Source organism: Streptomyces sp. NPDC006798 (genome assembly GCF_040635975.1).
In the GTDB taxonomy this organism is placed as follows: domain Bacteria; phylum Actinomycetota; class Actinomycetes; order Streptomycetales; family Streptomycetaceae; genus Streptomyces.
In genome coordinates, this window is record NZ_JBEYIS010000001.1 from 147,648 (window position 1) to 170,292 (window position 22,645).

A 22,645-nucleotide genomic window follows, 5' to 3' on the forward strand; every position below is an offset into this window, starting at 1 on the left:
CACCGCCCCGCCGCGCACCGGGGCCGAATCGTCAACGTCGGCTACCGGCTGCAGCTTTGTCGTACGCCAGTGGCAGCTTCGTCCTGGGCGAGGCACCTCCTCTTCGATGGCGAATTGCCACTCTTTTCGGACATGTTGGATCCGTCAATCCGTGAGGATGTCCCCTGCGCGGCCTGCCTGAATCTGCCCAGAAGTGCTCGGTCGCAACGTGGTAATGACGAGGTGTGGTGGCACGGACTGAGAATGCCTCGGAGGGCGTTCTGGCTGGTGGCAGCCTTTCATGAAGCCCTCGAGTTGTCATTTGGCCGCATAGGCGGATGTCCGGTAGGCCGTAGGCCGTCACGCCGGTTGCGGACCGTTCGTCTCGTGCAGCAGCGCCCGGAGTTTCAGGGCCGCCGGCAAGGGGGTGGTGGGCAGGGCCGCGTAGACCGTTCGGTGGAGCGTCGGGGCCGACAGGCGGTGGAGGGTGAGGTCCGGGGGGACCGCGCGGGCGGCGAGGGAGGGGACCAGGGCCACTCCCAGGCCCGCGGACGCGTAGCCGAACTTCGCGCTCCATTCCGCGATGCGGATGATCTTCCGGGGGGTGAAGCCCGCCCGGGCGCAGGCGTCCGCGAGGAGGGTGGGGCGGTCGCCGTAGGCGCTGTGCAGCCATGCCTCGTCGCGGAGTTCGGCCAGGTGCACCGTCGAGGAACCGGCCAGCCGGTGGTCTCGGGGGAGGGCCACGAACAGTTCGTCCCGGCACAGCGGGGTCGTGGTGACGCCGTCGGCCGACGGCAGACCTGACGGGTAGTCACTGACGACGGCGAGGTCCAGTGTGCCGTCGGCGACGTGTGTCATGAGCGTGTCCGTCGGTGCTTCGGTCACGACGACCTCGACCTCCGCGCGGGTGCTCGCGAGGGCCCGCAGGGCGGCGGGGACCAGGGCGATGTTGGCGGTGGCGAACGCGCCCAGATGCAGCGGTCCGCCGTCGCCCGCGTGCAGGACGGCGAGTTCCCGTTCCGCCCGGGCCAGCCGGTCGAGGACCTCCGTGGAGTGGCGGTACAGCGCGTGGCCCGCCGGATTGAGCCGTACGCCGCGGGGGAGCCGGTCGAAGAGCGCGCCGCCCGAGCGGCGTTCCAGGGCGGCGATCCGCCGGGACACCGCGGACTGGGTGTAGTTGAGCCGGGCCGCCGCCTTGGTGAACGAACCCGTCGCGGCGACGGTCACCAGCAGCCGCAGATCGTCGATCGCGAACACGCTTCCTCCCCCTCCGGACGCTCCGGGTGCCGCGATCATCCCGCGATACCTTCCTCCCGCGCATGGCACCCATGCGATCCGGTCGCTGGTGGCACGACGGGCCCGGTTCTACCGTCGATCGCGCGGCGGCGCTCCCGAGCGGCAGGTGCCCGCCCCGGGGCGTGTCCGGTGAACACGTTCCGGCCCAGCCGTCGCCCGTACAGGAATGAAGAGGCTCCATGACCCCGAACCCGCCCGCGACCTTGTCGATATCCCTGCCGCCCGAGGTCGCCGAGCTGGCCGTTCGCCATCGGCTCGGCGCGTGCGAGGGCGCCTTCGCGCCCAAGCGTCTCGGCATACTGATGTTCATCTGCCATCTCAACGCGCTGTTCATCCTGTCCGCGTTCTTCCTGGTCCCCGGGGTGCTGTACTTCCTGTGGCTGCGCCGGTTCCCGAACTTCAGCCGGAAGCAGGCGGCCAAGCGGCTCTATCTCTTCGAAGCCGGAATGATCGTGCGACCCCAGTCCGGGGCGGGCGTATCGGCCTTCCGCTGGGACTCCCTGAAGCTCCGTCAGGACATCACCCGGCTGTACGTCGACGGCATCCCGACCCCCGTCAAGTACGTCTACTCCGCGTACGCCACCGGCTTCGGCGGCACGGAGATCACGGAGTTCTACGAGCACCCCGAGACCTGGGGGCCCCTGATGCAGGAGGCCGTACTCCGGGCCCAGGGGCAGACGGTCCTGGACACCGTCCGGGACGGCGGGACAGTCGACTTCGGCGCGTTCGACGTCTCCGCGGCCGGGCTGGTCCGGGCCGGGACCGGGCGCCTCGCCTGGTCCGACGTCGAGGAGGTCGGAATCGGCGGCGGCCAGGTCCGGATCGTACGGCGCGGGACGCCGGAACCCTGGGCCAAGGCCCCGGCCAATGGCATCACCAATCTCCATCTCTTCTTGGCCACCGCCGAGATCCTCGGCCGCCGGACGGGCGACCATCTCTGAACCGGGTCGCGGCGGAGACCGCCCTGGGATGATCCCCGGTACCGACGTCACCGGCCCCGGGGGGAATATCGATGTCCATGCACGAGATCGAGGACCTGGTCGCGGACTCGGTACGCGTTCTGGACCGTCGCGCCGCCCCGGACGACCCACACGTCCGGGACCGGTTCGCGGCGCTCTACCGCTTCCAGAACGGCCACGACTGCTCCTTCACCCACTTCAGGGTGATGGACATCCTGCTGCGCCGCCGGTACACCTATCGCTTCCCGGTCGACCGGCACCCCGACTTCGCCGAACGCTCCGGATACTTCGACACCCTGACCGGGTTCACCGGGCTGCGGGTCTTCGACGAGGACGCCCCCGACTTCGCGGGCCATGAGTCCTGGCTGGAGGACGGCTATGTCGAGCCGCCGTACCTCTACTGCGACGCGGGTACCGCGTTGTGGCGGCGGATGGCCGCCGCCGGTGAGCTGGCCGGTCCCGACGCGGTCGCGCCCCGGCCGGCCCGGCTGATCGAGGCCGTACGGGAGGTCGCCGTCGCCGCCGAGCGGGAGGGGGACCGTGAACTCGTCGCCATGTGGTACGCGTTCGGCTGCGGGACCCTGCTCGGCGGCCCCGCCGGGCTGCCCTTCGACGCCGCCGAACTCGCGGAGCTGCCCGATGTACGGGAGCTGCGTGCCGTCGTCCGCCGTACGGGAGCCCTGGCCGTCGCCCGGCGCTCGCCCTACGCGGTACCGCCGGAGTTCGCCGGGGACGACGAGCTCGAAGCCTGGTGGTGGGAGCTCTGAGGCGACCGGTTCACCCGCTCCGGGGCGCGACCGGGCGCGACCGGGCCGGGCACCGTCCCCGGGGGCGGCCCGGGACGGTGCCCGGGGGCGTCAGATCCAGCCCCGGCGGACCGCCTCGGCCCCCGCCTGGAACCGGCTGCGGGCGGAGAGCCTGCCGGTCAGATCCGCGTTCATCCGGCGGACCGTGCGCAGCGACACCCCGAGGCGGCGGGCGATGCTCTCGTCCGTGTGGCCCCGGGAGAGGAGCCGTAGCAGCTCCTTCTCCTGCGGGCTGAGACCGTTCCGGTCGTGGGGCGGGGCGGGGCCGACGGGGTTGGCCCGGGACCAGTACTCCTCGAAGAGCAGCCGGGCGACGGTGACCGCGCCGATGCTCCGCAGTTCCAGCGCCCCGGCCCGGCCGTCCCCCGGGTCGAGCGGGACGAGCGCCACCTCACGGTCGAAGATCACCATGGGGACCGCCAGGGAGGGCAGGGTACGGGCCTCGCCGCCGAGGCCGCCGAGCCAGTTGACGTAGCGGACGGTCTCCGGGGCGTTGCGGAAGCTGTCCTGGTAGATGCTGCGGATCCGGACGCCGCGGGCGAGCGCCCGCTGGTCGAGCGGTCTGCTGTCGGCGATGGCGTCGGGCGGCTGGGCGCCGCCCGGCAGCAGGGAGAGATATTCGAATCTGACCAGTTCGGCGAGTTCGGCGAGGCGGATCCGCATCTCGTCCCGGCCTTCCAGCCGTTTGACGACGTCGTAGCCGCGCGGCAGCCGGGCGGTGCGGCGGGCCGTGAGGGTGGAGACCGCCGCCCGGGCCTCTTCCAGGCCGCGCTGCTGTTTGGCGAGTTCGGCTTCCCGCCGGGAGAGCAGATAGGAGAGGCCGACATCGGGATCGGTGGCGCGGAAGAGCTGTTCGCCCGCCGCGTGGATCTCCGCCTGGTCGAGTAAGCAGAGGTCGGCGAGCCGGTCGAGCGCGGAGCGAACCTCCTGCTCGCTCCGGCCGGCTCTGGTGACGATCTGGTCGAGTCTTAGCTCGGGTTCCTCCAGAAAGAGCCGGTAGACGGCTTCTGTCTGCGGATCGAGGCCGAGTGCGTCAAACAATCGTTCCCCCCAAATCTCCGGTTTTTGCGCACATCATTCCGCTCGGGTGCGCAGGGGTGGGCGCGAGTGCGGGATTCGGCCGGGTAACGCGCGTCCGGACCGGGCGGGGTGGCGCCGGGGTACATCCTCGGTCCTGCCAATGGTATGGACCAGTCGGAGGGCGTGGCCGAAAGGTGCCGGGCATCTCCCTGCCAGCGGGCGGGTTCCACCTGCTCGGCGGCGATCCCCGGACCGGCGTCGGGTGGCAGCCGGTCGCCGGGGAACCGGCGGCCATCCCACGCTCTGGCCCGGCGTCCGGCGGGCCCGTGAGAATCGGCGGCGGGCCGGAGAGCGTCCGGTCCGACTGCCGAGGGGAGCAGACACATGATCAATTCACCGCGTGGGCCCGCGTCCTGTCCCGGCCCGTCCGTCGGCCCGTCCGCCGGTCCGTTCGCCCGCCCGTCCACCGGTCCCGGCGGGACGCCCGGCTTCGGAGGAAGCGCCGCACCGTCCGGATCCGCCGGAGCCGCGACCGGGCCCCGCACCGGCCCGACCGCACCCGCCGCCGACCCGGGAAGACCCCCGGACGGGACCGGACGGGACTGACCCCGAGCGCGCTGCCTCATGTACCTCGTGACCGCGTTGCTGATCCTTGCCGAGGCCGGATGCTCCCCGGGTACCCCCGGGCCGGGCGAACTGGCCGAGATCCTGAGAACGTTCCGGCGGCCCCGGGCCGCCGGTGACACCGCGGTCCCCGCGCATCTGCACGCAGTCGCGGGCCCGGACCGGGTCCACGCCGCCCTGTTCATGGAGGCGGTCGACCCGGTCGACGCCGAAGGCGCCGCCTTCGGATTCCTCACCGGGGCGCTCGCCCGCTGCCCGGACCCCGTCGGCTGGGCGCTGGCGGCCCTGGTCCGGGTCGAGCCGGCCGGTACCGCCGAACCGAGAAGTCAGGGAGTGACATGCCAGGGGAACGACCCACCGTTTCCGTGATCATCCCCGCCTACAACGCGGCGAAGACCCTGGGCACCGTCCTGGAGTCGGTCTACGCCCAGACCCTCGCCCCGCTGGAGGTGGTGGTCGTCGACGACCGCAGTACCGACGACTCCCGTACGGTGGCCGGGCGATTCCCCGTCGTCCTGGTGGAGTCCCCGGTCAACCGGGGGGTGTCGGCGGCCCGGAACCTCGGCGCCCGGCACAGCCGGGGCGAGATCCTGTTCTATCTCGACTCGGACGTCGCCCTCGCCCCCGACGCCCTCGCCAACGCCGTCGACCTGCTGCTGAGCGATCCGGGCACCGGCTGCGTCCACGGCATCTACGATCCGGAGCCCCTCTACGACGACGGGCCGGTGGAGCGCTACCGGGCCCTCCACGCGCACTTCTGGCGCCGCCGCAGCGTCGGTGTGGTCGGTACCGCGATCTTCGCCCTGGCGGCCGTGCCCCGCGCGGTCTTCGACGACGTCGGTCCGTTCGACGAGAACCTGCGGGACTCGGAGGACGTGGAGTACAGCGACCGGCTCGGCGCGGCGTACCGGATCAGGATGACCGAGACCGTGGTGGGGCGGCACGACGACGTCGACCGGCTCGGTCCGATGCTCTCCGAACAGTTCCGCCGCTCGCAGCTGCTGGTCCCGGTGGCGGCGGTGGAGCGCCGGGGCGGCGGCGGCCTGAAGGCCAATCGCCCGGCGGGCGCGCTCGCCGCGGCCCTGGTGCCCGGCACCGTACCGCTGGCCCTGCTCTCGCCCTGGCTGCTGACGGTTCCGGCGGCCTGTCTGCTCTGGTTCGCCCTGGTGGACCCGGGGCTGGCCCGGTTCGCCGTCCGGCGCCGGGGCGTGGGCTTTCTGCCGTGGTTCCTGCTGGCGCACTTCCTGGTCCATCTGGCGCTGGTGTCGGGCGCGCTGGTCGGTGCGGTCCGCTGGCTGGTCGACCCCGGGTTCGGCCCCTCGGTACGACGCCGGAAGGACCGTACGACCACCGGGGCGTCGGCCGGGGCCCCGGCCGGGACGTCCAAAGGCCCGTCCGGCGGTTCGACGGCCGGGACGGCCCGAGCCCGGCGGCGGTCGGCCGGTGAGTGACCCCGTACCGGCCCGCCCGGCCCCGGGCGCCACCACCGACGGCCCGCGGGACCCGGAGCGACCGTACGGCCCGGGGGAGCCGCCGGGTCCCCCGGCCGCTGCCCGGCGTTCGACCCGTTCGCGGGTCCTGCGCGCCGCCGCCGCCGTCGTCCTGCTCGGGGCGACGGCGCTGGCGGCCGGCGGCGCGCTGGACGGCGCGGGTGCGGAACTGGCCGCCGCCGCCCGGCGGCCCGGCGGGGCCGTGCTGCTGGCCGCCGCCGTCCTCGCCAACGCGGCCGGACTGACGCTGTCGATGCTCTCCTGGCGCGTCCTGGTCGCGGACGGCGAGACACAGCTCCCCGCGCCCGTCGCCGCCCGGATCTTCTTCATCGGCTTCATCAGCAAGTTCGTGCCCGGCCGGATCTGGGGCGTGCTCGCCCATGTCCAGCTCGGCCGGGACGCCGGGGTGGCGCCGGAGCGGATGCTGGCCGGATTCGGGCTCGGGCTGGTGATCGGCATCGCCACCGGCGCGGGCGCGGGACTGCTGACGGCGCCCGCCGTCCTCGGCGGCCACGCCTGGGCGCTCGCCCCGCTGATCCTGCTGGCCGTCGCCGCCTATGTACGGCCCGGCTGGGTGAACCACCTGGTGGCCCGCGCCCTGCGACTGGCCCGCAGGCCCCCGGTCGCACCGGGCTCCGCCCGGGCCGTCCGCCGCTCGATCCTGCTCGCCCTGGCCTCCTGGGCCGTCTCAGGACTGCATCTGTGGGCGCTGGTCGTCCTGTTCGGCGCCCCGGCGGGCCCGGCGCTCCCGGTGGCCGTCGGCGGCTTCGCCCTCGCCACCGTCGCCGGCAGCCTCGCCTTCGTCCTGCCCGACGGCATCGGCGCCCGCGAACTGGTCCTGCTCGCCCCGCTGACCGCCGTGATGCCCCTCACCGCCGCCACCGCCGCGGTGATCGCCAGCCGGCTCGTCTGCGTCCTGAGCGAGGTCGCCGCCACCGGAGCCGCCCTGCTCTGGGCCAAGCTCGCCGCCCCCGCGCCCGGCGCCCTGTCCCGTACCACCGTCCCGGAAGGGGTCCGATGACCTCCGCAGCACCACTGATCAGCCTCGACGAGGCCGAACAGCTGACCGTACGCCAAGTCCACGACCTGTACCGCTCGTACGTCAACCGGAGCCAGGTCTCCCTGATGACCTCCTTCGGCTTCGGCCGGGAACTCGTCGACCACGCCGAGGGCGCCTGGATCCACACCCGCGACGGCCGCCGGATCCTGGACTTCACCGGCGGCGTCGGCGTACTCAACCACGGCCACAACCACCCCCGCGTCCTGGCCGCCCGCCGCCGGTTCCAGGAACGGCGCCGGATGGAGGTCCACAAGACCTACTTCTCGCCGTACGTCGCCGCCCTCGGCCACAACCTGGCCCGGCTGCTCCCGGGCGACCTCACCCAGTCCTTCTTCCCCAACTCGGGCGCGGAGGCGGTCGAGGGCGCGGTGAAGCTCGCGTACAAATACCACTCGGGCCGCCGCGGCCGGATCCTCCACGCCGACATCAGCTTCCACGGCAAACTCCTCGGCTCCGGCAGCCTCACCGGCAGCGCCCAGTCCGCCGCCTTCACCTTCCCCGGCATCCCCGGTGTCTCCTCCTTCACCTACGGCGACCTGGAGTCGGTCCGCGCGGCCGTCGGCGCCGCCCGCGACGCCAAGGGCCGCTGCGACGTCTACGCCGTCCTGATCGAACCGTTCTCCGCCTCCACCATGAACGAGTGCTCCGAGGAGTTCCTGCGCGGACTGCGGGAGCTGTGCACCGCCGAGGACATCGTGCTGATCTTCGACGAGATCTACACCGGCTGGGGCAAGACCGGCAGCCTCTTCCACTTCACCCGCTACCCGGGGCTCGTACCCGATGTGGTCACCACCTCCAAGTCCTTCGGCGGCGGCAAATCGTCCATCTCCGCCTTCATCGCCCGCGAGCCCGTCTTCAGGAAGGCGTACGACAGCCTCGGCGACGCCATGCTCCAGTCCACCAGCACCACCTACTACGGCTTCGGCGAGGAGACCGCCACCGCCATCGAGGCCGTCAACATCGCGATCGAGGACGACTACCCGGCCCGCGCCCGCGCCCTCGAACGGGTCCTCGCCCCCGGACTCGCCCGGCTGCGGAAGCAGTTCCCCGACATCATCGCCGACACCCGGGGCTCCGGCGCGCTCCACGGCGTCTTCCTCGACGGCGGCCCCCGCGTCCTCGACCTCGCCGCCAAACTGGCCCCCGGCGGCCTCGCCCGCGATCCGCTGCTGCGGACCAAACTGATCACCTGCGCCGTGATCAACGCCATGTACCAGGACCACGACATCTTCCTCTACTACACCCTCAACGGCCGCAGCCCCCTGGTCGTCGCCCCGCCCCTGGTCGCCGAACCCGCCGACGCGGAGCTCTTCCTCGACGCCTTCGAACAGACCCTCGCCAAGGGCCTCACCCGGCTGCTCACCTCCTTCGTCAAGGACAAGGCGGTCTCCCGATGGGCCTGAGCGTCGCCGTCACCGGAGCCGCGGGCATGCTCGGCTCCCATCTCGTCGCCCGGCTCGCCGCCGACGGCCACGAGGTCACCGGGATCGACCTGCGCCCGGCCGAACACACCCCGCCCGGCGCCCGGCACCTCATCGCCGACATCCGCGACGGCGCCGCCCTGGCCCGCGCCTTCGCCGGGGCCGACGCGCTGGTGCACTGCGCCGCCGCCCTGCCCAGCTACCCCGACGACCAGATCCGCTCCATCACCGTCGACGGCACCCGCACCGTACTCACCGCCGCCGAACGGGCCCGGATCCCGCGCGTCACGCATATCTCCTCCACCGCCGTCTACGGACTCCCCAAGCAGGTCCCCACGCCCGAGGAGCACCCGCGCGAACCCGTCGACCCGTACAGCCGCGCCAAAGCGGCGGCCGAGGAGGTCTGCGAGGAGTTCCGGGCCCGCGGCATGTGCCTGCCGGTACTCCGGCCCAAGACCTTCGTAGGACCCGGCCGGATGGGGCTCTTCTCCATGCTCTTCGAATGGGCCGACGAGAAGCGGAACTTCCCGGTCCTGGGCCGCGGCGACGTCCGGATCCAGATGTTCGGTATGGCCGACCTGGTCGATGTGGTGATCCGCGTCCTGGAAGCGCCACCGGAGATCGCCAATGACGTCTATAACGTCGGCGCCGCCGAGTTCGGCACCATACGCGAGGACTTCCAGGCCGTCCTCGACGCCGCAGGCCACGGCAAGAGGGTCGTCTCGCTCCCCGCCGGACCGGCTCTCGCCGTGCTGCGCGGACTGGAACGCAGCGGACTCTCACCCGTCTACGGACGGCTCCTCTACAAACTGCTCGACGACAGCTATGTCGACATCAGCCGGGCCAGGGAACGGCTCGGCTTCCGACCCCGGCAGTCCAACCGGGACGCCGTGCTGCGCACATACGACTGGTGGCGCACCCTGCCGCCCGCCCGGGCCACCACCGGCACCGGCGGCCGGACCAGCCGCGACCCCTGGCGACAGGGCGCGCTCGGGCTGGCCAAGGTCTTCTTCTGACCCCTGACCCAGCAGTGGAGAGCACCCTCGTGGACATCCCGAAGTTCTCCGCCGCGCCCGTGCGCGTGGCGGCCCCACCCGCCTTCGTCACCCCGCCCCCGGCCCCCGGCCCCCGGATCCGGCCCCGGCCCCTGGCGGACCTGCTGGCCCTGGTCAGACCCGGCCAGTGGGTCAAGAACCTGGCCGTCGTCCCGCTCGCCCTGCTCGACACCCGTACCTGGACGCCGTCCGGCGCCGGACGGATCCTCTGGGCCCTGACCGTCTTCACCCTCGCCTCCGCGATCGTCTATGTGATCAACGACCTCGCCGACCGCGAACGCGACCGGCTCCACCCGGCCAAGCGGCACCGCCCGCTGGCCGCCGGGCGGATCGGCACCGGCGGGGCGCTCGCCCTGACCGCCGTCCTGGCCGCCGCGCTGACCGGAGCCGTACTGCCCCGGCCCGTCGCCGAATGGTGGCCCGTCACCGTCTACCTGGTGCTCAGCCTGAGCTACAGCCGGGGACTGAAACACATCCCCCTGCTCGACGCGTTCATCGTCGCCACCGGATTCGTCCTCCGGCTCGCCCTGGGCTGCGCCGCCGTCGGCAGACCCGTACCGCAGTGGCTCGCCGTCTGCGTCTTCTCCTTCTGTCTGCTGCTCTCCCTCGGCAAACGCCGCCATGAACTCACCGCCGCCGAACCGGGCCACCGCCCCGCCCTCAGCGGCTACACCGTCGGCTTTGTCGACCATCTGATCGGACTGATCGCGGGTCTGACCGCCGTCTCCTATCTGCTCTTCCTCGACGAGGACCCCGTCTTCGCGGGCGCGGCCCACACCACGGCCCTGCTCTCCGCGCTCTGCGCCGTCTTCGGGCTGGCCCGCTATCTCCAGGTGCTGCTGGTCGAGGAGGGCGGCGGCGACCCCGTCCGGCTGCTGCTGCGCGACCGGGCCACCCTCGTCAACTCGGCGCTGTGGGCCGTACTCATCGGCACCGCCCTGCTCCTGGCGGCGCCCCCGGCCTCCCCGGCCTGACCGCCGGTGACCGCCGCACGCCCCCGCCCACACCCCTTCCGACCACCCGAGAGGCACGGCCCGACATGTCCAGCCCCACCGGAAACCCCCTGGTCTCGGTCGTCGTCCCGAACTACAACTACGGCCGCGCGCTGGAACTCTGTCTGCGCGCCGCCCAGGCCCAGACCTATCGGCCGCTGGAGATCCTGCTCGTCGACGACTGCAGTACCGACGACTCGGTGGCCGTCGCCCGCTCCCTCGGCGTACAAGTCGTCAGTACCGGGGTCAACAGCGGAGTCGCCCACGCCCGCAACACCGGCGCCGAACGCGCCCGCGGCGAGATCGTGGTCTTTGTCGACTCCGATGTCGCCATGGAACCGGACGCCGTCGCCAACGCGGTCGCCCTGCTCCGTACGGACCCCCGGATCGGCGCGGTCTGCGGCACCTACGACGCCGAACCCCTGATCCGCGACAGCCGGATCGAGGAATACCGCTGCCTCCACCAGTACTACTGGCTCGCCGAACACGAGGGCCGGATCGGCACTCTTCATACCGCGATCTGCGCGATCCCGGCCGCCGTCTTCGCCGAGATCGGACCGTTCAACCGGGGGCTCCGGCACACCGAGGACGGCGACTACGCCGCCCGGATCCGCCGCCGCTACGAGGTCCACAGCTCCACCACCGTCCGCGGCCGCCACGACCACGACGACACCTGGCGGGTGGTGCTCCGCAAGGTCTTCCACCGCACCCGGCTGCACATCCCCCTCTACGTCGACCGGCGCGACCTGCCCGGCGGTATCGCCACCGGACCGCGCGCCGGGGCCAGCGTCGCCGCCCTGCTGGCCCTGGTCGCCCTGCCCCTCGCGGTGCTCGGCGCCGGATGGGCCCTGCTGCCCGCCGCCCTGGCCGCGGGCTCCCTGCTCGCCGACCGGTCCCTCTACGCCTTCGTCCTCCGGCGCAAGGGCTACGGCTTCACGGGCTACTTCGCCCTGGCGCACTTCGCCGTCAACGCCGTCATCGCCCTCGGAGCGGGGATCGGTGTCGTCCAGTGGCTCACCTCCCGGCGATTCCGCCGTCTCTACGACCCGCCCGCGCCCCGCGACACCGGCCGGACCGCCGGGGCGAGCGCGTGAACACCCCCGCCGGACGGGCCACGGGCCCGGACACCGGTCCGTACCGGGGCCGCGACGCCGGATCCGGCCCGGTCCCGGAAGCCGGGTACGGGCCGGCCTCCGGCGCCGAGGCCGGTCCGGCTGCCGGACCCGCCGCCCCGGGCCCCCGCGCCCGGACGGCACGGATCGCCGGTACGGCGCTCTGCGCCCTCGCGGCCCTCTGGGCGCTGAACACCGTACTCAGGACCGCCCTCAGCGGACGGTGGTGGCTCTGGAACGGGATCGACCTCGCCCCGCCGCTCGCCTATCTGGCCGTCCCCCTCGCCCTGCTGCTCCCCGCCGCCCTGCTCCGGCGACGGCGCCGGATCACCCTGCCCCTGCTCGTCCTCGCCCTCCTGCTGGGCGCCGGACAGTCCGGGGTCCACCCGGGCGCCCTGCTGCGCGACCGGGGACCCGTGCCCGCCGACGCCCTGCGCGTCGTCACCTGGAACACCTTCTTCTGGCACCAGGACGCCGACCCCGACCGCTTCTTCGGCTATCTGCGCCGCTACGACGCCGATGTCTATCTGCTCCAGGAGTACCAGAACGCCCGCGGGGACCGGCCCGTCCCGATCGACGACCTCGCCCGGATCAGGGCTGCCTTCCCCGGCTACCAAATCGCCGCCGACGGGGCGTTCCTCACCCTCTCCCGCCACCCCGTCACCCTGCGGCGCGCCCTGCGCCCCGCCGGACTGCCGCCGCCGCCCACCGACTGGCCCGACTACTGGGACGTCCGGGTGGTACGGACCGACATCAGCGTCGACGGCCGCACCCTGTCGCTCTACAACACCCATCTGCCCGACCTGCTCAACGTCGACCGCAATCCGCTGACCCCGTCGTACTACCGCGAAGTCGGCTCGCACGCCCACCGCCGGCTGCTGCATCTGCGCGCGCTCCGCGCCGACCTCGACGCCAACCCCAACCCGGTGGTACTCGGCGGCGATCTGAACACCCTGCCGGGCAGCGCCGACCTGCGCTGGTTCCGGGGGCTGCGCGACACCGCCGAATCCGGTACGGATCCCTACCCGGCGACCTTTCCGGCCGGACCGGCCGCCCTGTGGCGGCTCGACTGGACCTTCGCCTCCCCGGACGTCGAGATCCACCGCCAGTCCCTGGACGATCCGCCCGCCGGGCTCTCCACCCACCGACTGATCCTGCTCCGGCTCTCCCCGCCGGACCGTCCGCCCGCCGGGGCCGACGGCGACCGCACGGGACCGGACGACCCGAAGGCGCTGCCATGACCACCAGCCGGGCCACCCGCCCCCACCGCTACGACCTGACCGTCGCCCTCACCTACTACCTGCCGTACACCAGCGGCCTGACCGAGGTGGCCCGGGCGGTCGCCGAAGGGCTCGCCGCCCGGGGCCACCGGGTCGCCGTGGTCGCCTCCCGGCACGATCCGGCCTCGCCCCGGCGGGAGCGCGTCAACGGGGTGGACGTCTTCCGGGCGCCCGTCGCCGCCCGGATCGGGCGCGGCGTGCTCAGCCCCGGCTTCGTCCCGCTGGCCGCCCGGCTGGCCCGGGCCTCCCGTGCCGTCAACATCCATCTGCCGATGCTGGAGGCCGGACCGCTGGCCCTGCTGGCCGGGCGTACCCCGGTGATCACCACCCACCACGACGACGTCTGGCTGCCGCCCGGCCGCGCGGCCGGCCTCCAGGTCTCCGTGGTGGACGCCTCGGTGGCGACCGCCCTGCGCCGCTCGGCCGCCGTCGTCGTCAACAACACCGACCACGCGGACCACTCCCGGCACCGGGCGCTGATGGGGGACAGGCTCGCCGTGATCGCCCCGCCCTGCCGGCAGCGGGAACCGGGCCCCGCCACGTTCCGGGACGGGCCGGGCCCGCATATCGGGTTCCTCGGCCGGATCGCCCCCGAGAAGGGGCTGCACCATCTGGTCGACGCCTTCCGCGCCATCGGGGACCCCGCCGCCCGGCTGCTGATCGCGGGGGACTACTCCAAGGTCGCGGGCGGCAGTGTCGTCGGGGCGCTGCGGGAACGCTCCGCCGGTGATCCCCGGATCCGGTTCACCGGATTCCTCCCGGACGATCAAGTGGCGGAGTTCTACGCCTCCCTGGACGTTTTCGCGCTGCCGTCGGTGGCCGAGGAGTCGTTCGGGATCTCGCAGACGGAGGCGATGATGACGGGGGTCCCCTCGGTCGCCTGCGACGCCCCCGGGATGCGGGTACCGGTCACCAGTACCGGCTTCGGCAGGCTCGTCCCGCCCGGGGACTCCGGGGCGCTCGCCGCGGCCCTGCTGGAGGCCGCCGCCTTCTCGCCCGGGCAACGGGCCGAGGGCGGCCGGGTCACCCGGGCCCGGTACGGCACCGAGGGCTGTCTGGACCGCTACGACGAGCTGCTGGCCGGGCTCGCGGCGTACGGCCGGGTGCACGTCTGACGGTCCGTACGCACCTCTGAGCAGCCGATTCGCCGAAGAGCGACGGAATCTGACGGTCCGTAGGCTCAAATAATTCTCGCGGTGATGTGGATCACCTGTGGGATGATGGAAGCCGGGCCGGGGACCGGTCACGTCCACCATGCCGTCGGTTGACGTACCGGATCCGCGCCCCCGGGGCCCGTCCGGCCGTGTCGTCGTCCGGGAGACGGGGGAGCCCCGGGGCTCAGCGCCGACCGCTTCGCCGGTCCGCCCCCGTGCCCGCCTTCCGTGTGCGAAACCGAACTGCCGAGAGGACATCGACCATGCGTCAACGCTTCCTGGGATCGACCGGCCTGGTGGTAAGCGAGCTCTGCCTGGGCGCCATGACGTTCGGGCGGGAGAGCGCCGAGGAGGAGTCCCACGCGATCCTGGACCGCTACACCGAGGCGGGCGGCAACTTCGTCGACACCGCCGACATCTACTCGGCGGGCGCCTCCGAGGAGATCCTGGGCCGCTGGCTGGAGAAGCGGCGCCGGGACGATCTGGTGATCGCCACCAAGGTCCGGTACGGCACCGGCGACAGCCCCAACGACCGGGGCCTGGGCCGCAAGCATCTGATCGCCGGGGTCGAGGCCAGTCTGCGCAGACTCGGTACCGACCACATAGATCTGTATCAGGTGCACGCTTGGGACCCCGCGACCCCGCTGGAGGAGACCCTCTCCACCCTCGACACCCTGGTGAAGTCCGGCAAGGTCCGCTACCTGGGGGCCAGCAACTTCACCGGCTGGCAGCTCCAGAAGGCCCTGGACCTCAGCAAGCGGCACGGCTGGGAGCGCTTTGTCGCCCTCCAGCCGCTCTACAACCTGCTGGACCGCTCCACCGAGTGGGAGCTGATCGAGGTGGCCCGGCAGGAGGGGCTCGGCGTCATTCCGTGGAGCCCGCTCCGCGGCGGCTGGCTCAGCGGCAGGATCCGGCGCGGCGACACCGCGCCACCGGCCGGCAGCCGGGTGGAGACGGCCGAGCGGTTCGGCTGGGGCGAGTCGTGGAGCGCGTACCAGGACGAGCGGACCTGGCGGGTCCTGGACGCCCTCTTCGAGGTGGCCGAACGGAGCGGGCTGACCCCGGCCCAGGTCGCCGTCGCCTGGCTCGGCGGGCGGCCCGCGGTCACCGCCCCCATCGTCGGCGCCCGGACGCTGGAGCAGCTGGAGAACGTCCTCGGCGCGGCCGATGTCGATCTCGACCCGGCCGACGCCGAGCTGCTGACCAAGGCCGGTGACCAGCCGCTGCCGTATCCGTACAGCGTCATCGCCACGGATCCGGCCGAGCGCTGACCCACCCGGCGGATCGTCGGAACCGTCGACCGCTTTGACCACGGCGACCTCGCGGAACCCGTGAACGGCCCCCGCCCGGACGAATCGGGCGGGGGCCGTTCCACGGTCCGTCAGGCGGCGGGGCAGAGCGCCGGCGGGCCGGCGGGCGCCGGGGCGCCGACCACGATCGCGGGCCGCACGGCCGTCGTCGTCCGTACCCGGCCGCGGGCGAAGACGACCAGCCGCAGCACCGCGAACCGGGCGACTCCGGCGACCGCCGACGCGGAGAGATAGACGATCTGCTGAAGAGCCGGGCCCGGCGCCTCCGTCACGGCGTGCAGTACGAGCATCGCCGCGCCGGTCACCGCGTATCCCGCCACCGCGGTCCCGGCCGACTGGAGGTGCTGGCGCCAGGTGGCGCGACCGCCCGTACCGAAGGTGAAGCGGGCGTGCAGCTCGGTGGCGACCAGGGTCGAGATCACGGTGATCACGGCATTGGCCAGGAACCAGGGCATCCAGGAGGAGGCGGCGGTCACGGCGAAACTGGAGGCCAGGCCCGTTCCGCCGCCGCAGACCACAAACCGGGCGAAGGCCGACCGGGCCGTCTTCCGGTTGGTGTCGTCCGCCGCGTGCCGTTCCATGCCGCCCCCTTGTTCCCACTCCCCGAGCACCCCGTTCAAGACCCCGGGGCGTCGCTTACGGCGCAAGCATGGCACATGAGTGGCGCCATTCGCCACTTTATTTGGCGCCATGATGGTTGGTGGATGGCGCCGGGTCGCCGAGGGGTGGGGGAGCGGGGCGGGCCGGGGGAACGCGAAGACCGGCCGGGCCCGGTGACTGACGTACCGTCACCTGGATCCGGCCGGTCGGACCGATCGCACGGGCGCCGTCACCGGGCCCGGGAACCCCTACTCCTGGAAGGGGGCGGTGCTCTTGCAGACGCCGGCGCGGCCGTTCCAGCACAGCTCCATCGAGTAGTAGGCGGTACCGCTGATCGGGACCTGCAGCGTGTCGCAGCCCGCGTCGCCGCCGTCGTCCACGACCGCGATGGTGCTCCAGCCCGCGGCCCCGTGCAGGATGGAGAGCGTGCCCGTGACGCCGTAGCCGTCGGCCCGGGTGTCGCAGACCTGGATCCGGTCCGGGTCCGCGTCGAGATGGGCCATCGTGCCGACCTGAGCGCCGTTGTAGCTCAAGGAGAAGGAAAGATTGGCCGCCTGGGCCGTGCTCACGTTGGTCAGGGCCAGTGCCACCGACGCACCACCGGCGATCGCGACACGCGACATCCAACGCTTGGCCATGAGTTGCTCCTCTGGAAGATCGGCCGGGCCCGGCGGGGCACCGGAGCCGGCGCCCTGTCCCCGGGCGCCCTGAGCGGCCCGGTCCGCGTCCCACGGGATCCGGTGCCTGCTCCATGCAATCGGCGCCGTACCCCGGTCACAACCCCTATCGCCCCCTGTGTCCCCGCCCTCACCCCAGTCCCTTACGCCGCAGTCGGCATACCGGTTGACACCCCCTCACGGCCGGGCGGAACGACCGCGCGCAGGGTCTCCGCCTCCGTCAGTACCCGGTCGATCCGGCGGAACCGGCGCAGCAGCCGGGGCGCGCGGGCCCCGGTGGCCGCCAGCAGCACCACCGGCACAGGGCGGCCCACCAGTACGGCGACCCCGATCGACCAGGGCGGCACCCCCGCCAGCGCGCAGACCAGCACGGCCGCCCGGGGTGTCCACGGCAGCAGGGCGAGTACGGCCACGGCCGGGGCGCCGTACTCGGTCACGAACCCCCCAGCCTCCCGCAGTTCGCCGATATCGGCGAGGACCGGGCCGACGGCCTCCAGCAGCCGGGGCCCGACCGCCCGGACGGCGGTCGCCACCAGGAAGGCACCCAGGGCCGACGCGATGACGAAGGTCAGGGCGACCGCCCGCCACCGCCGGGGACGCAGCGCCGAGAGCCCCGTCAGCAGGATCTGATTGGGCAGTACCGGCAGCGCGTAGTCGCCGAGCGGGAAGACGGCCACCGCGGGCAGGAACCACGGCCGGTGCGCGGCCCGGTCGAGCCGGATCAGCAGCCGCGCGGTCCGGCCCGCCGCCGCGGTCCCCGGCGCGTCAGCCATGGCGCAGCGCCCGGTAGCCGAGCGACGGCGCGACCCGCATCAGGACGGGCAGCAGCGCGGCCTTGCCGACCCTGATCTCCGTACGGCCGCGCCGGATCCCGTCGACGATCGCCCCGGCCGTCTCCGCCGGGCTGATCTTGCCCCGGCCCCGGCCCGCCGTCATCTCCGTGTCGACCAGCGGCAGGACCACGTCCACCACCCGGATCTGCGGCGCGGAGTCCTCGCACTGGTAGCGCAGGGCCCGGGTGAAGGTACGGACCCCCGCCTTCGCGGCGCAGTACACGGGCGCCGACGGTTTGGGCACGACGGCCAGCCCGCTGCCGATATTGACGATCGCGGCCGACGGCAGACTCCGGAAGTGCGGGAGCAGCGCCGTCGAGAGGGTGATCACGGCATCGAGATTGACCGCCAGTTCGCGCCGGAGTACCGGGCGCAGCTCGCGCGGGTCGCCGGTCAGGAAGTCGCTGAGATGCTGTACCCCGGCGTTGTTGACGACGACGGAGAGCTCCGGGTGCCGCTCGGGGAGCCGGTCCGCGAAGGCGTCGACGGCGTCCGGGTCCGCGAGGTCCAGCGCCTCGGGCGACACCCGGTCGCCGTACGCGGCCGTGAGCGCCGCGAGCCCGCCGGGGTCCCGGCCCACGGCCACGACGTGTGCGCCGAGTCCGGTGAGCCGGTGGGTCAGAGCCCGTCCGATGCCACGGGTCGCGCCCGTGACGAGAACCGTTCTGCCGGTGAGGTTCATGGCGTCCTTCGTCTGGTCGGTTCACCGGCGCGGCTCGTCCGCCCGCCGGGGTCCTGGAACACGGAGCGGTAGACGGCGGGCGTCAACGCGGTTCGCCGCCCGAACTGGCGGGTGAAATGGGGCTGGTCCGCATAGCCGCAGACGAAGCCGATGATCCCGATCGGATGGTCGCCGCGGATCAGCAGCTCGGCGGCGGCCTCCGAGCGCACCGCGGCCAGCAGCCCGCTGAAGCCGCCCGCCCCCGCCAGCCGCCGCTGAAGACTCCGGGCCGGTACGCCCAGTTCGGCCGCGAGGCCCCCGAGGGTCCAGCGCCGCGCGGGGTCGGCGGCGATCAGCCGCCGGGTCAGGGCGACCTCGTCCCGGCCCGCCGCTCCGTCCGCTCGGTCCGTTCCGGATCTTCCGGGTTCTCCGGGTTTGCCGGTCGCCCCGGCTTCCCCGGTCCGGATGCCGTCGCCGGGGGGCGCGGCCGACCAGGCGAACCGCCACAGTCCGCCGCCCGGCCGGGGCGGGGGTGCCCGGAAGAGGCCGTCCGAGAACACCGTCACCGGCCGGTCGGAGCCCGCCGTGACCCGGACGTCCCGCGCGCCCGACAGGGTGAGCAGCGCCGTCAGCACACCGAGCACGAGGGCGTCCTCGGCGGGTTCCGGCGGCGCCCCGGGCGGCCCGATGTGCTCGACGACGAGATGCCGCGGCCCGTACTCCCGGACGACCGTCCGGTGCCGGGAGTGCTGGAACCGCTCCAGCCGCCGCCACCTTTCGAGCAGATCCCTCGGGCCGACGGCGTTCAGCAGCGCGGCGATCAGCGGGTCCGAGGTGGCCCCGGAGAGGGTGGAGCCGACCCGCAGCAGCGGCAGCAGACCGTGCTCACGGGCGACTTCCGCGAGGTAGGCGCGTTTCGCGGCCGGCGGCAGCAGGGCGCCGCCGGTCACGGGCGCGACCGCCCGGATGCCCTCGGCGGCCAGCGCGCGCTGTGCCAGCTCCAGCAGTCTGGCGCTCGCGTACTCCTCCATACCCGTTACCCGTTTCCTTTTCTTGGTTCCGCTCCACGGGAACGGTAGGCGGGGCCGCCCCGGTCCGTCTTGAACGATCGCGCCAGGGCCGGGCGGTGGCCCCGGCGCCCTCGGGCCCGGGCTGTGGGCCACAGGGTGCCGGGGGCGCCGGGGGATCAGTCGGCCGGGGTGCCGGGCTGGTCGTGTGCGGCGCAGTGGATCCCGCCGCCGCCCGAGGCGACCGTGTCGATCCTGAGCTGGACGGCATCGCGGCCGGGGAAGTGTTCCCGCAGGATGCCCCGGGCCCGGTCGTCGGCCTTCCGGTCCCCGAACCGGGGCAGGAAGACCGAGTCGTTGGCGACATAGAAGTTGGCGTACGACGCGAGGAAGTCGTCGCCGTCGCCGGTGATCTTCCGCAGATCGGGCTGGGGAAGGCCGACGATCTCGAAGCGCCGGCCGCGGGCGTCGGTCGCCGTCGACAGCACCGACCGGGCCTGGTCGGCCGAGCGGGACCAGGAGTCCGGCGGTGTGCCGGGGAAGGCCCGGTCCAGCAGCACCACACCGGGTTCGGTGAACCGTACGAGACTGTCCACATGGGCGTCGGTGATGTCCTCGCCGCGCATCCCCGCCAGCCAGACCACCTTCCCGACGCCGAGGGCCCGGCGGAGTTCGGCCTCGATCCGGTCCCGGCTCTTGCCCGGGTTCCGGTTGGCGTTGACGATCGAACTCTCGGTGATCAGCAGGGTGCCCTCGCCGTCGGTCTCGAAGGAGCCGCCCTCGGAGACCAGCGGGGCCCGGGACCGGGGGATCCCGTACTCGGGCAGCAGGGCGCTCCCCACCCGGGCGTCGTTGGTGTGCTGCTGCTTGCCGCCCCAGCCGTTGAAGTTGAAGTCGACCCCCGTGACCCGGCCGCCCTCCTCGACGAAGACCGGGACGGTGTCGCGGGCCCACAGATCGTCCACCGGCAGGGGAATGACCTCCACATCGCGGCCGCAGGCCCGCTGGGCCGCCTGCACCTGGTCGGGCCGGGCCATCATGACGACCGCCTCGTACTCCCCGACGGCCCGGGCGATCCGGGCGATATCCGCCCGGACGTCGGGCAGGAACTCCTCCCAGACCGAGGTCAGGGCAGGCCAGGACATGAAGGTCCGGGTATGGCTCTCCCACTCGGCGCCCAGTCTGCGGCCCGTGGTCTTCGAGGCCGGCGCGGTGGAGCCGGCGGCGGCCGTCGGGGTGCCGGACGGGGCGGCCGGACCGCAGGCGGACGTCCCGAGGACGAGGGCGCCGAGGCCGGAGAGGGCGCGGAGGGCGGACCGCCGGGTGGGCGAGAAGGGCACGGACGACTCCTGTCGTGGGCGGCGGCCGGAACGGCCTGCGGGCGGTGGCGGACGGGCGGGTCCCGGCCAGGATGCGCACCGGCGCCGTGGCCCGGTGTGTTCCGGGCGGTGAAGGGCCCCGTGTCGTCACCCTGACACTGACTGAAAATTCAGTCAAACCGATGGGCGGAGAGCCGCCGAGCGATCACGCTTCGGGACGGCGTGGCGGAGCAGGCGTGAGGGGCCCGGCGAGGGGCGCGTCGGCGCCTCGTACCCTCCGCACCCCCGGTGACCTCGGCCGAACCTGCTCACCGCCCGCGGGTAGAGTGCCCGCCATGGCGTCTCGCAGCACTCAGATCCTCGAAGCGGCCGCCCGGGTGATCGCCCGGCGCGGCGTCAGAGGCCTGCGCGTGGAGGAGTTGGCGGCCGAGGCGGGGGTCTCCACCGCCTTGATCTACTACCACTTCAAGGACCGTACCGGGGTGCTGCGCCGGACCCTGGAGTTCATCAACGACCGCGCCGAGCGCTACACCACCGCCCTCGACCCGGCTGCCCCGCCCCCGACCCCCCGCGAGGAGCTGGAACGGGCCCTGCTGCTGGAGATCCAGGACGAGGCGGAGGTACGGGAGAACAGCGCGGCCTGGGGCGAACTGCGGGCGAGCGCCGTGTTCGAGGAGGCCCTGCGGGAGGATCTGGCCCGGGCCACCCTGGTCTGGGTCCAGGAGATCGCCGCCCTGCTGGGCGCGGTCGAGCCGATGGCGTCCGCCCCCGCCCTCGCCGCCTCGGCGGAACGGCTCACCGCCTTGCTGGAAGGGCTCAGCACGCGCTGGCTCGGCGGAGCGATCCGGACCGGCCACGCCCGGGAGCTGATCCGGGGCGCCGTCGCCGCCGAACTGGCGGGGCTCCGGCAGGGCTGACGCGCCCGGCTGAACCGCGGGACTGAGAATCCGGTCAGCCGGGGCCGCGCGCGGAGCGGTGCCGTCAGCCGGGGAGCGCGTCCAGCCACTCGACCAGCAGGCGGTTCACCTCCGCCGGACGCTCCTGCTGGATCCAGTGGCCGCAGCCGTCCAGCAGATGCGAGGAGACCAGACCGGGCAGGGTCGCCGGGAACGCCTCGATCGCGTCGGCCAGCCAGGTCGTGGAGGCGTCCAGGGCGCCGCCCGCGAAGAAGGACGGCTGGACGACGGGCGCGCCGTCGAAGGGGGCGAGGTCCTCCCAGTCGCGGTCCATGTTCCGGTAGCGGTTCAGCGCCCCCGTCAGTCCGGTCCGCTCGAACTCCCCGGCGTAGAAGTCGAGATCGGCCTCGCCCAGCCAGTGCGGCCGACTGCCGGTGGGGAACCGCTCGCGCAGAGTGCCCGAACCGCCCGTGAAATGAGGATCCGGTGCGCCCGGCGCCGGCATCGTGTCGCCGGAGAAGGCCGCGTAGAAGCCCTGGAGCCAGCCCCGGACATCGGGCTCCACCTCGGCCTCGGCCCGACCGGGCCGCTGGAAGTACCCGACGTAGAACTCCTCGTCGGCACCGCCCATCCGGCTGAAGATCTCACTGGGCCGGGGGCCGCCGCGCGGGGCGTACGGGACACTCAGCAGCCCCACCGCGCGGAAGACGTCCGGCTCCAGCAGAGCCGCGTTCGCGGCGATCGCCGCACCCCAGTCGTGGCCCACGACGACCGCGGACTCCGCGCCGAGGGCGCGCACCACCGCGACCTCGTCGGCGACCAGCTCCGCCATCCGGTACGCGTCGATCGCGGCGGGCCGGGAGGAGCGGCCGTACCCCCGGACGTCGACGGCCACCGCGCGGTAGCCCGCCGCGGCCAGAGCCGGGAGTTGATGGCGCCAGCAGTACCAGGATTCGGGGAAGCCGTGGACGAGCAGGACCAATGGCCCGGTCCCCTGCTCCACGAGATGGATCCGGCCGCCCGGTGACGGGACCAGCCGATGGGTGAGGTCCGTGCCGTGCCGTGTCATACGCCCTCCTCGGTGACCGTGAGGC

General features: G+C 73.3%; 22 protein-coding genes. 13 read left to right on the forward strand and 9 right to left on the reverse strand.

What is annotated here, in order from left to right; genetic code table 11:
• Positions 1-339: 339 nt before the first annotated feature.
• Entirely contained in the window at positions 340-1,236 is an 897-nt protein-coding gene (locus tag ABZ714_RS00705; protein ID WP_358822918.1) for a LysR substrate-binding domain-containing protein, read from the reverse strand.
• Between the two features lie 218 nt (positions 1,237-1,454).
• On the opposite strand from ABZ714_RS00705, the gene ABZ714_RS00710 reads away from it, so the two are divergent.
• Together ABZ714_RS00710 and ABZ714_RS00715 are read left to right on the forward strand one after the other, a co-directional pair.
• Entirely contained in the window at positions 1,455-2,216 is a 762-nt protein-coding gene (locus ABZ714_RS00710) for a DUF6585 family protein (RefSeq protein ID WP_358822919.1), read from the forward strand.
• Positions 2,217-2,287: 71 nt separating this feature from the next.
• The gene (locus ABZ714_RS00715) at positions 2,288-3,001 is read left to right on the forward strand and encodes a hypothetical protein (RefSeq protein ID WP_358822920.1); all 714 of its coding nucleotides are present in this window, start codon (positions 2,288-2,290) and stop codon (positions 2,999-3,001) included.
• A gap of 90 nt (positions 3,002-3,091) precedes the next feature.
• On the opposite strand, the gene ABZ714_RS00720 is transcribed toward ABZ714_RS00715, so the two are convergent.
• Entirely contained in the window at positions 3,092-4,081 is a 990-nt protein-coding gene (locus ABZ714_RS00720) for a helix-turn-helix transcriptional regulator (protein ID WP_358822921.1), read from the reverse strand.
• 612 nt (positions 4,082-4,693) lie between these two features.
• Here ABZ714_RS00720 and ABZ714_RS00725 point away from each other — a divergent pair.
• From ABZ714_RS00725 to ABZ714_RS00770, 10 genes are all read left to right on the forward strand, one after another.
• Positions 4,694-5,053, forward strand: coding sequence for a hypothetical protein (locus ABZ714_RS00725; protein ID WP_358822922.1), 360 nt, complete (start codon positions 4,694-4,696; stop codon positions 5,051-5,053).
• A complete protein-coding gene (locus ABZ714_RS00730) occupies positions 5,023-6,135 on the forward strand; it encodes a glycosyltransferase family 2 protein (RefSeq protein ID WP_358822923.1) in 1,113 nt (370 codons plus the stop codon). Before ABZ714_RS00725 ends, ABZ714_RS00730 begins: the two co-directional genes overlap by 31 nt.
• The gene (locus ABZ714_RS00735; protein ID WP_358822924.1) at positions 6,128-7,195 is read left to right on the forward strand and encodes a lysylphosphatidylglycerol synthase domain-containing protein; all 1,068 of its coding nucleotides are present in this window, start codon (positions 6,128-6,130) and stop codon (positions 7,193-7,195) included. The genes ABZ714_RS00730 and ABZ714_RS00735 overlap by 8 nt, the downstream gene beginning before the upstream one ends.
• Positions 7,192-8,637 (forward strand): aminotransferase class III-fold pyridoxal phosphate-dependent enzyme, encoded by a 1,446-nt coding sequence (locus ABZ714_RS00740; RefSeq protein WP_358822925.1) that lies wholly within the window; start codon positions 7,192-7,194, stop codon positions 8,635-8,637. The genes ABZ714_RS00735 and ABZ714_RS00740 overlap by 4 nt, the downstream gene beginning before the upstream one ends.
• The gene (locus ABZ714_RS00745) at positions 8,628-9,671 is read left to right on the forward strand and encodes an NAD-dependent epimerase/dehydratase family protein (RefSeq protein WP_358822926.1); all 1,044 of its coding nucleotides are present in this window, start codon (positions 8,628-8,630) and stop codon (positions 9,669-9,671) included. The genes ABZ714_RS00740 and ABZ714_RS00745 overlap by 10 nt, the downstream gene beginning before the upstream one ends.
• Before the next feature lie 29 nt (positions 9,672-9,700).
• Positions 9,701-10,684 carry a UbiA prenyltransferase family protein gene (locus tag ABZ714_RS00750; protein WP_358822927.1) on the forward strand — a complete coding sequence of 328 codons (984 nt, stop codon included), beginning with the start codon at positions 9,701-9,703 and terminating at the stop codon, positions 10,682-10,684.
• Between the two features lie 65 nt (positions 10,685-10,749).
• Entirely contained in the window at positions 10,750-11,796 is a 1,047-nt protein-coding gene (locus ABZ714_RS00755) for a glycosyltransferase family 2 protein (RefSeq protein ID WP_358822928.1), read from the forward strand.
• Complete coding sequence (locus tag ABZ714_RS00760; protein WP_358822929.1) at positions 11,793-13,055, forward strand: endonuclease/exonuclease/phosphatase family protein; 1,263 nt, start codon at positions 11,793-11,795, stop codon at positions 13,053-13,055. The genes ABZ714_RS00755 and ABZ714_RS00760 overlap by 4 nt, the downstream gene beginning before the upstream one ends.
• Positions 13,052-14,209 (forward strand): glycosyltransferase family 4 protein, encoded by a 1,158-nt coding sequence (locus ABZ714_RS00765; RefSeq protein ID WP_358822930.1) that lies wholly within the window; start codon positions 13,052-13,054, stop codon positions 14,207-14,209. The genes ABZ714_RS00760 and ABZ714_RS00765 overlap by 4 nt, the downstream gene beginning before the upstream one ends.
• 302 nt (positions 14,210-14,511) lie before the next feature.
• Positions 14,512-15,519, forward strand: a complete 1,008-nt coding sequence (locus ABZ714_RS00770) for an aldo/keto reductase (RefSeq protein WP_358822931.1) — start codon at positions 14,512-14,514, stop codon at positions 15,517-15,519.
• Between the two features lie 110 nt (positions 15,520-15,629).
• Here the strand turns inward: ABZ714_RS00770 and ABZ714_RS00775 are convergent, their stop codons facing one another.
• The 6 genes from ABZ714_RS00775 to ABZ714_RS00800 all read right to left on the reverse strand — a co-directional run bounded on the left by ABZ714_RS00775 (position 15,630) and on the right by ABZ714_RS00800 (position 20,676).
• Entirely contained in the window at positions 15,630-16,139 is a 510-nt protein-coding gene (locus ABZ714_RS00775) for a GtrA family protein (protein WP_358822932.1), read from the reverse strand.
• Between the two features lie 267 nt (positions 16,140-16,406).
• The gene (locus ABZ714_RS00780) at positions 16,407-16,796 is read right to left on the reverse strand and encodes a hypothetical protein (RefSeq protein ID WP_358822933.1); all 390 of its coding nucleotides are present in this window, start codon (positions 16,794-16,796) and stop codon (positions 16,407-16,409) included.
• Positions 16,797-16,978: 182 nt separating this feature from the next.
• Positions 16,979-17,608, reverse strand: a complete 630-nt coding sequence (locus ABZ714_RS00785; RefSeq protein ID WP_358822934.1) for a hypothetical protein — start codon at positions 17,606-17,608, stop codon at positions 16,979-16,981.
• Entirely contained in the window at positions 17,601-18,350 is a 750-nt protein-coding gene (locus tag ABZ714_RS00790; protein WP_358822935.1) for an SDR family NAD(P)-dependent oxidoreductase, read from the reverse strand. The genes ABZ714_RS00785 and ABZ714_RS00790 overlap by 8 nt, the downstream gene beginning before the upstream one ends.
• Positions 18,347-19,360, reverse strand: a complete 1,014-nt coding sequence (locus tag ABZ714_RS00795) for a helix-turn-helix transcriptional regulator (protein ID WP_358822936.1) — start codon at positions 19,358-19,360, stop codon at positions 18,347-18,349. The genes ABZ714_RS00790 and ABZ714_RS00795 overlap by 4 nt, the downstream gene beginning before the upstream one ends.
• A gap of 155 nt (positions 19,361-19,515) precedes the next feature.
• A complete protein-coding gene (locus tag ABZ714_RS00800; protein WP_358822937.1) occupies positions 19,516-20,676 on the reverse strand; it encodes an agmatine deiminase family protein in 1,161 nt (386 codons plus the stop codon).
• Between the two features lie 314 nt (positions 20,677-20,990).
• Between ABZ714_RS00800 and ABZ714_RS00805 the strand changes: the two genes are divergently transcribed.
• A complete protein-coding gene (locus ABZ714_RS00805) occupies positions 20,991-21,572 on the forward strand; it encodes a helix-turn-helix domain-containing protein (protein WP_358822938.1) in 582 nt (193 codons plus the stop codon).
• Positions 21,573-21,636: 64 nt separating this feature from the next.
• Here ABZ714_RS00805 and ABZ714_RS00810 read toward each other — a convergent pair whose 3' ends face one another.
• Positions 21,637-22,620 (reverse strand): alpha/beta hydrolase, encoded by a 984-nt coding sequence (locus ABZ714_RS00810; RefSeq protein WP_358822939.1) that lies wholly within the window; start codon positions 22,618-22,620, stop codon positions 21,637-21,639.
• Between the last annotated feature and the right edge of the window lie 25 nt (positions 22,621-22,645).

What these genes read in the sequence shown, in the direction of transcription:
- ABZ714_RS00710 (WP_358822919.1), top strand. Translation starts at nt 1,455, where the DNA reads ATGACCCCGAACCCGCCCGCGACCTTGTCGATATCCCTGCCGCCCGAG.
- ABZ714_RS00715 (WP_358822920.1), top strand. Translation starts at nt 2,288, where the DNA reads ATGTCCATGCACGAGATCGAGGACCTGGTCGCGGACTCGGTACGCGTT.
- ABZ714_RS00730 (WP_358822923.1), top strand. Translation starts at nt 5,023, where the DNA reads ATGCCAGGGGAACGACCCACCGTTTCCGTGATCATCCCCGCCTACAAC.
- ABZ714_RS00740 (WP_358822925.1), top strand. Translation starts at nt 7,192, where the DNA reads ATGACCTCCGCAGCACCACTGATCAGCCTCGACGAGGCCGAACAGCTG.
- ABZ714_RS00745 (WP_358822926.1), top strand. Translation starts at nt 8,628, where the DNA reads ATGGGCCTGAGCGTCGCCGTCACCGGAGCCGCGGGCATGCTCGGCTCC.
- ABZ714_RS00755 (WP_358822928.1), top strand. Translation starts at nt 10,750, where the DNA reads ATGTCCAGCCCCACCGGAAACCCCCTGGTCTCGGTCGTCGTCCCGAAC.
- ABZ714_RS00765 (WP_358822930.1), top strand. Translation starts at nt 13,052, where the DNA reads ATGACCACCAGCCGGGCCACCCGCCCCCACCGCTACGACCTGACCGTC.
- ABZ714_RS00770 (WP_358822931.1), top strand. Translation starts at nt 14,512, where the DNA reads ATGCGTCAACGCTTCCTGGGATCGACCGGCCTGGTGGTAAGCGAGCTC.
- ABZ714_RS00775 (WP_358822932.1), bottom strand. Translation starts at nt 16,139, where the DNA reads ATGGAACGGCACGCGGCGGACGACACCAACCGGAAGACGGCCCGGTCG.
- ABZ714_RS00780 (WP_358822933.1), bottom strand. Translation starts at nt 16,796, where the DNA reads ATGGCCAAGCGTTGGATGTCGCGTGTCGCGATCGCCGGTGGTGCGTCG.
- ABZ714_RS00785 (WP_358822934.1), bottom strand. Translation starts at nt 17,608, where the DNA reads ATGGCTGACGCGCCGGGGACCGCGGCGGCGGGCCGGACCGCGCGGCTG.
- ABZ714_RS00790 (WP_358822935.1), bottom strand. Translation starts at nt 18,350, where the DNA reads ATGAACCTCACCGGCAGAACGGTTCTCGTCACGGGCGCGACCCGTGGC.
- ABZ714_RS00795 (WP_358822936.1), bottom strand. Translation starts at nt 19,360, where the DNA reads ATGGAGGAGTACGCGAGCGCCAGACTGCTGGAGCTGGCACAGCGCGCG.
- ABZ714_RS00805 (WP_358822938.1), top strand. Translation starts at nt 20,991, where the DNA reads ATGGCGTCTCGCAGCACTCAGATCCTCGAAGCGGCCGCCCGGGTGATC.
- ABZ714_RS00810 (WP_358822939.1), bottom strand. Translation starts at nt 22,620, where the DNA reads ATGACACGGCACGGCACGGACCTCACCCATCGGCTGGTCCCGTCACCG.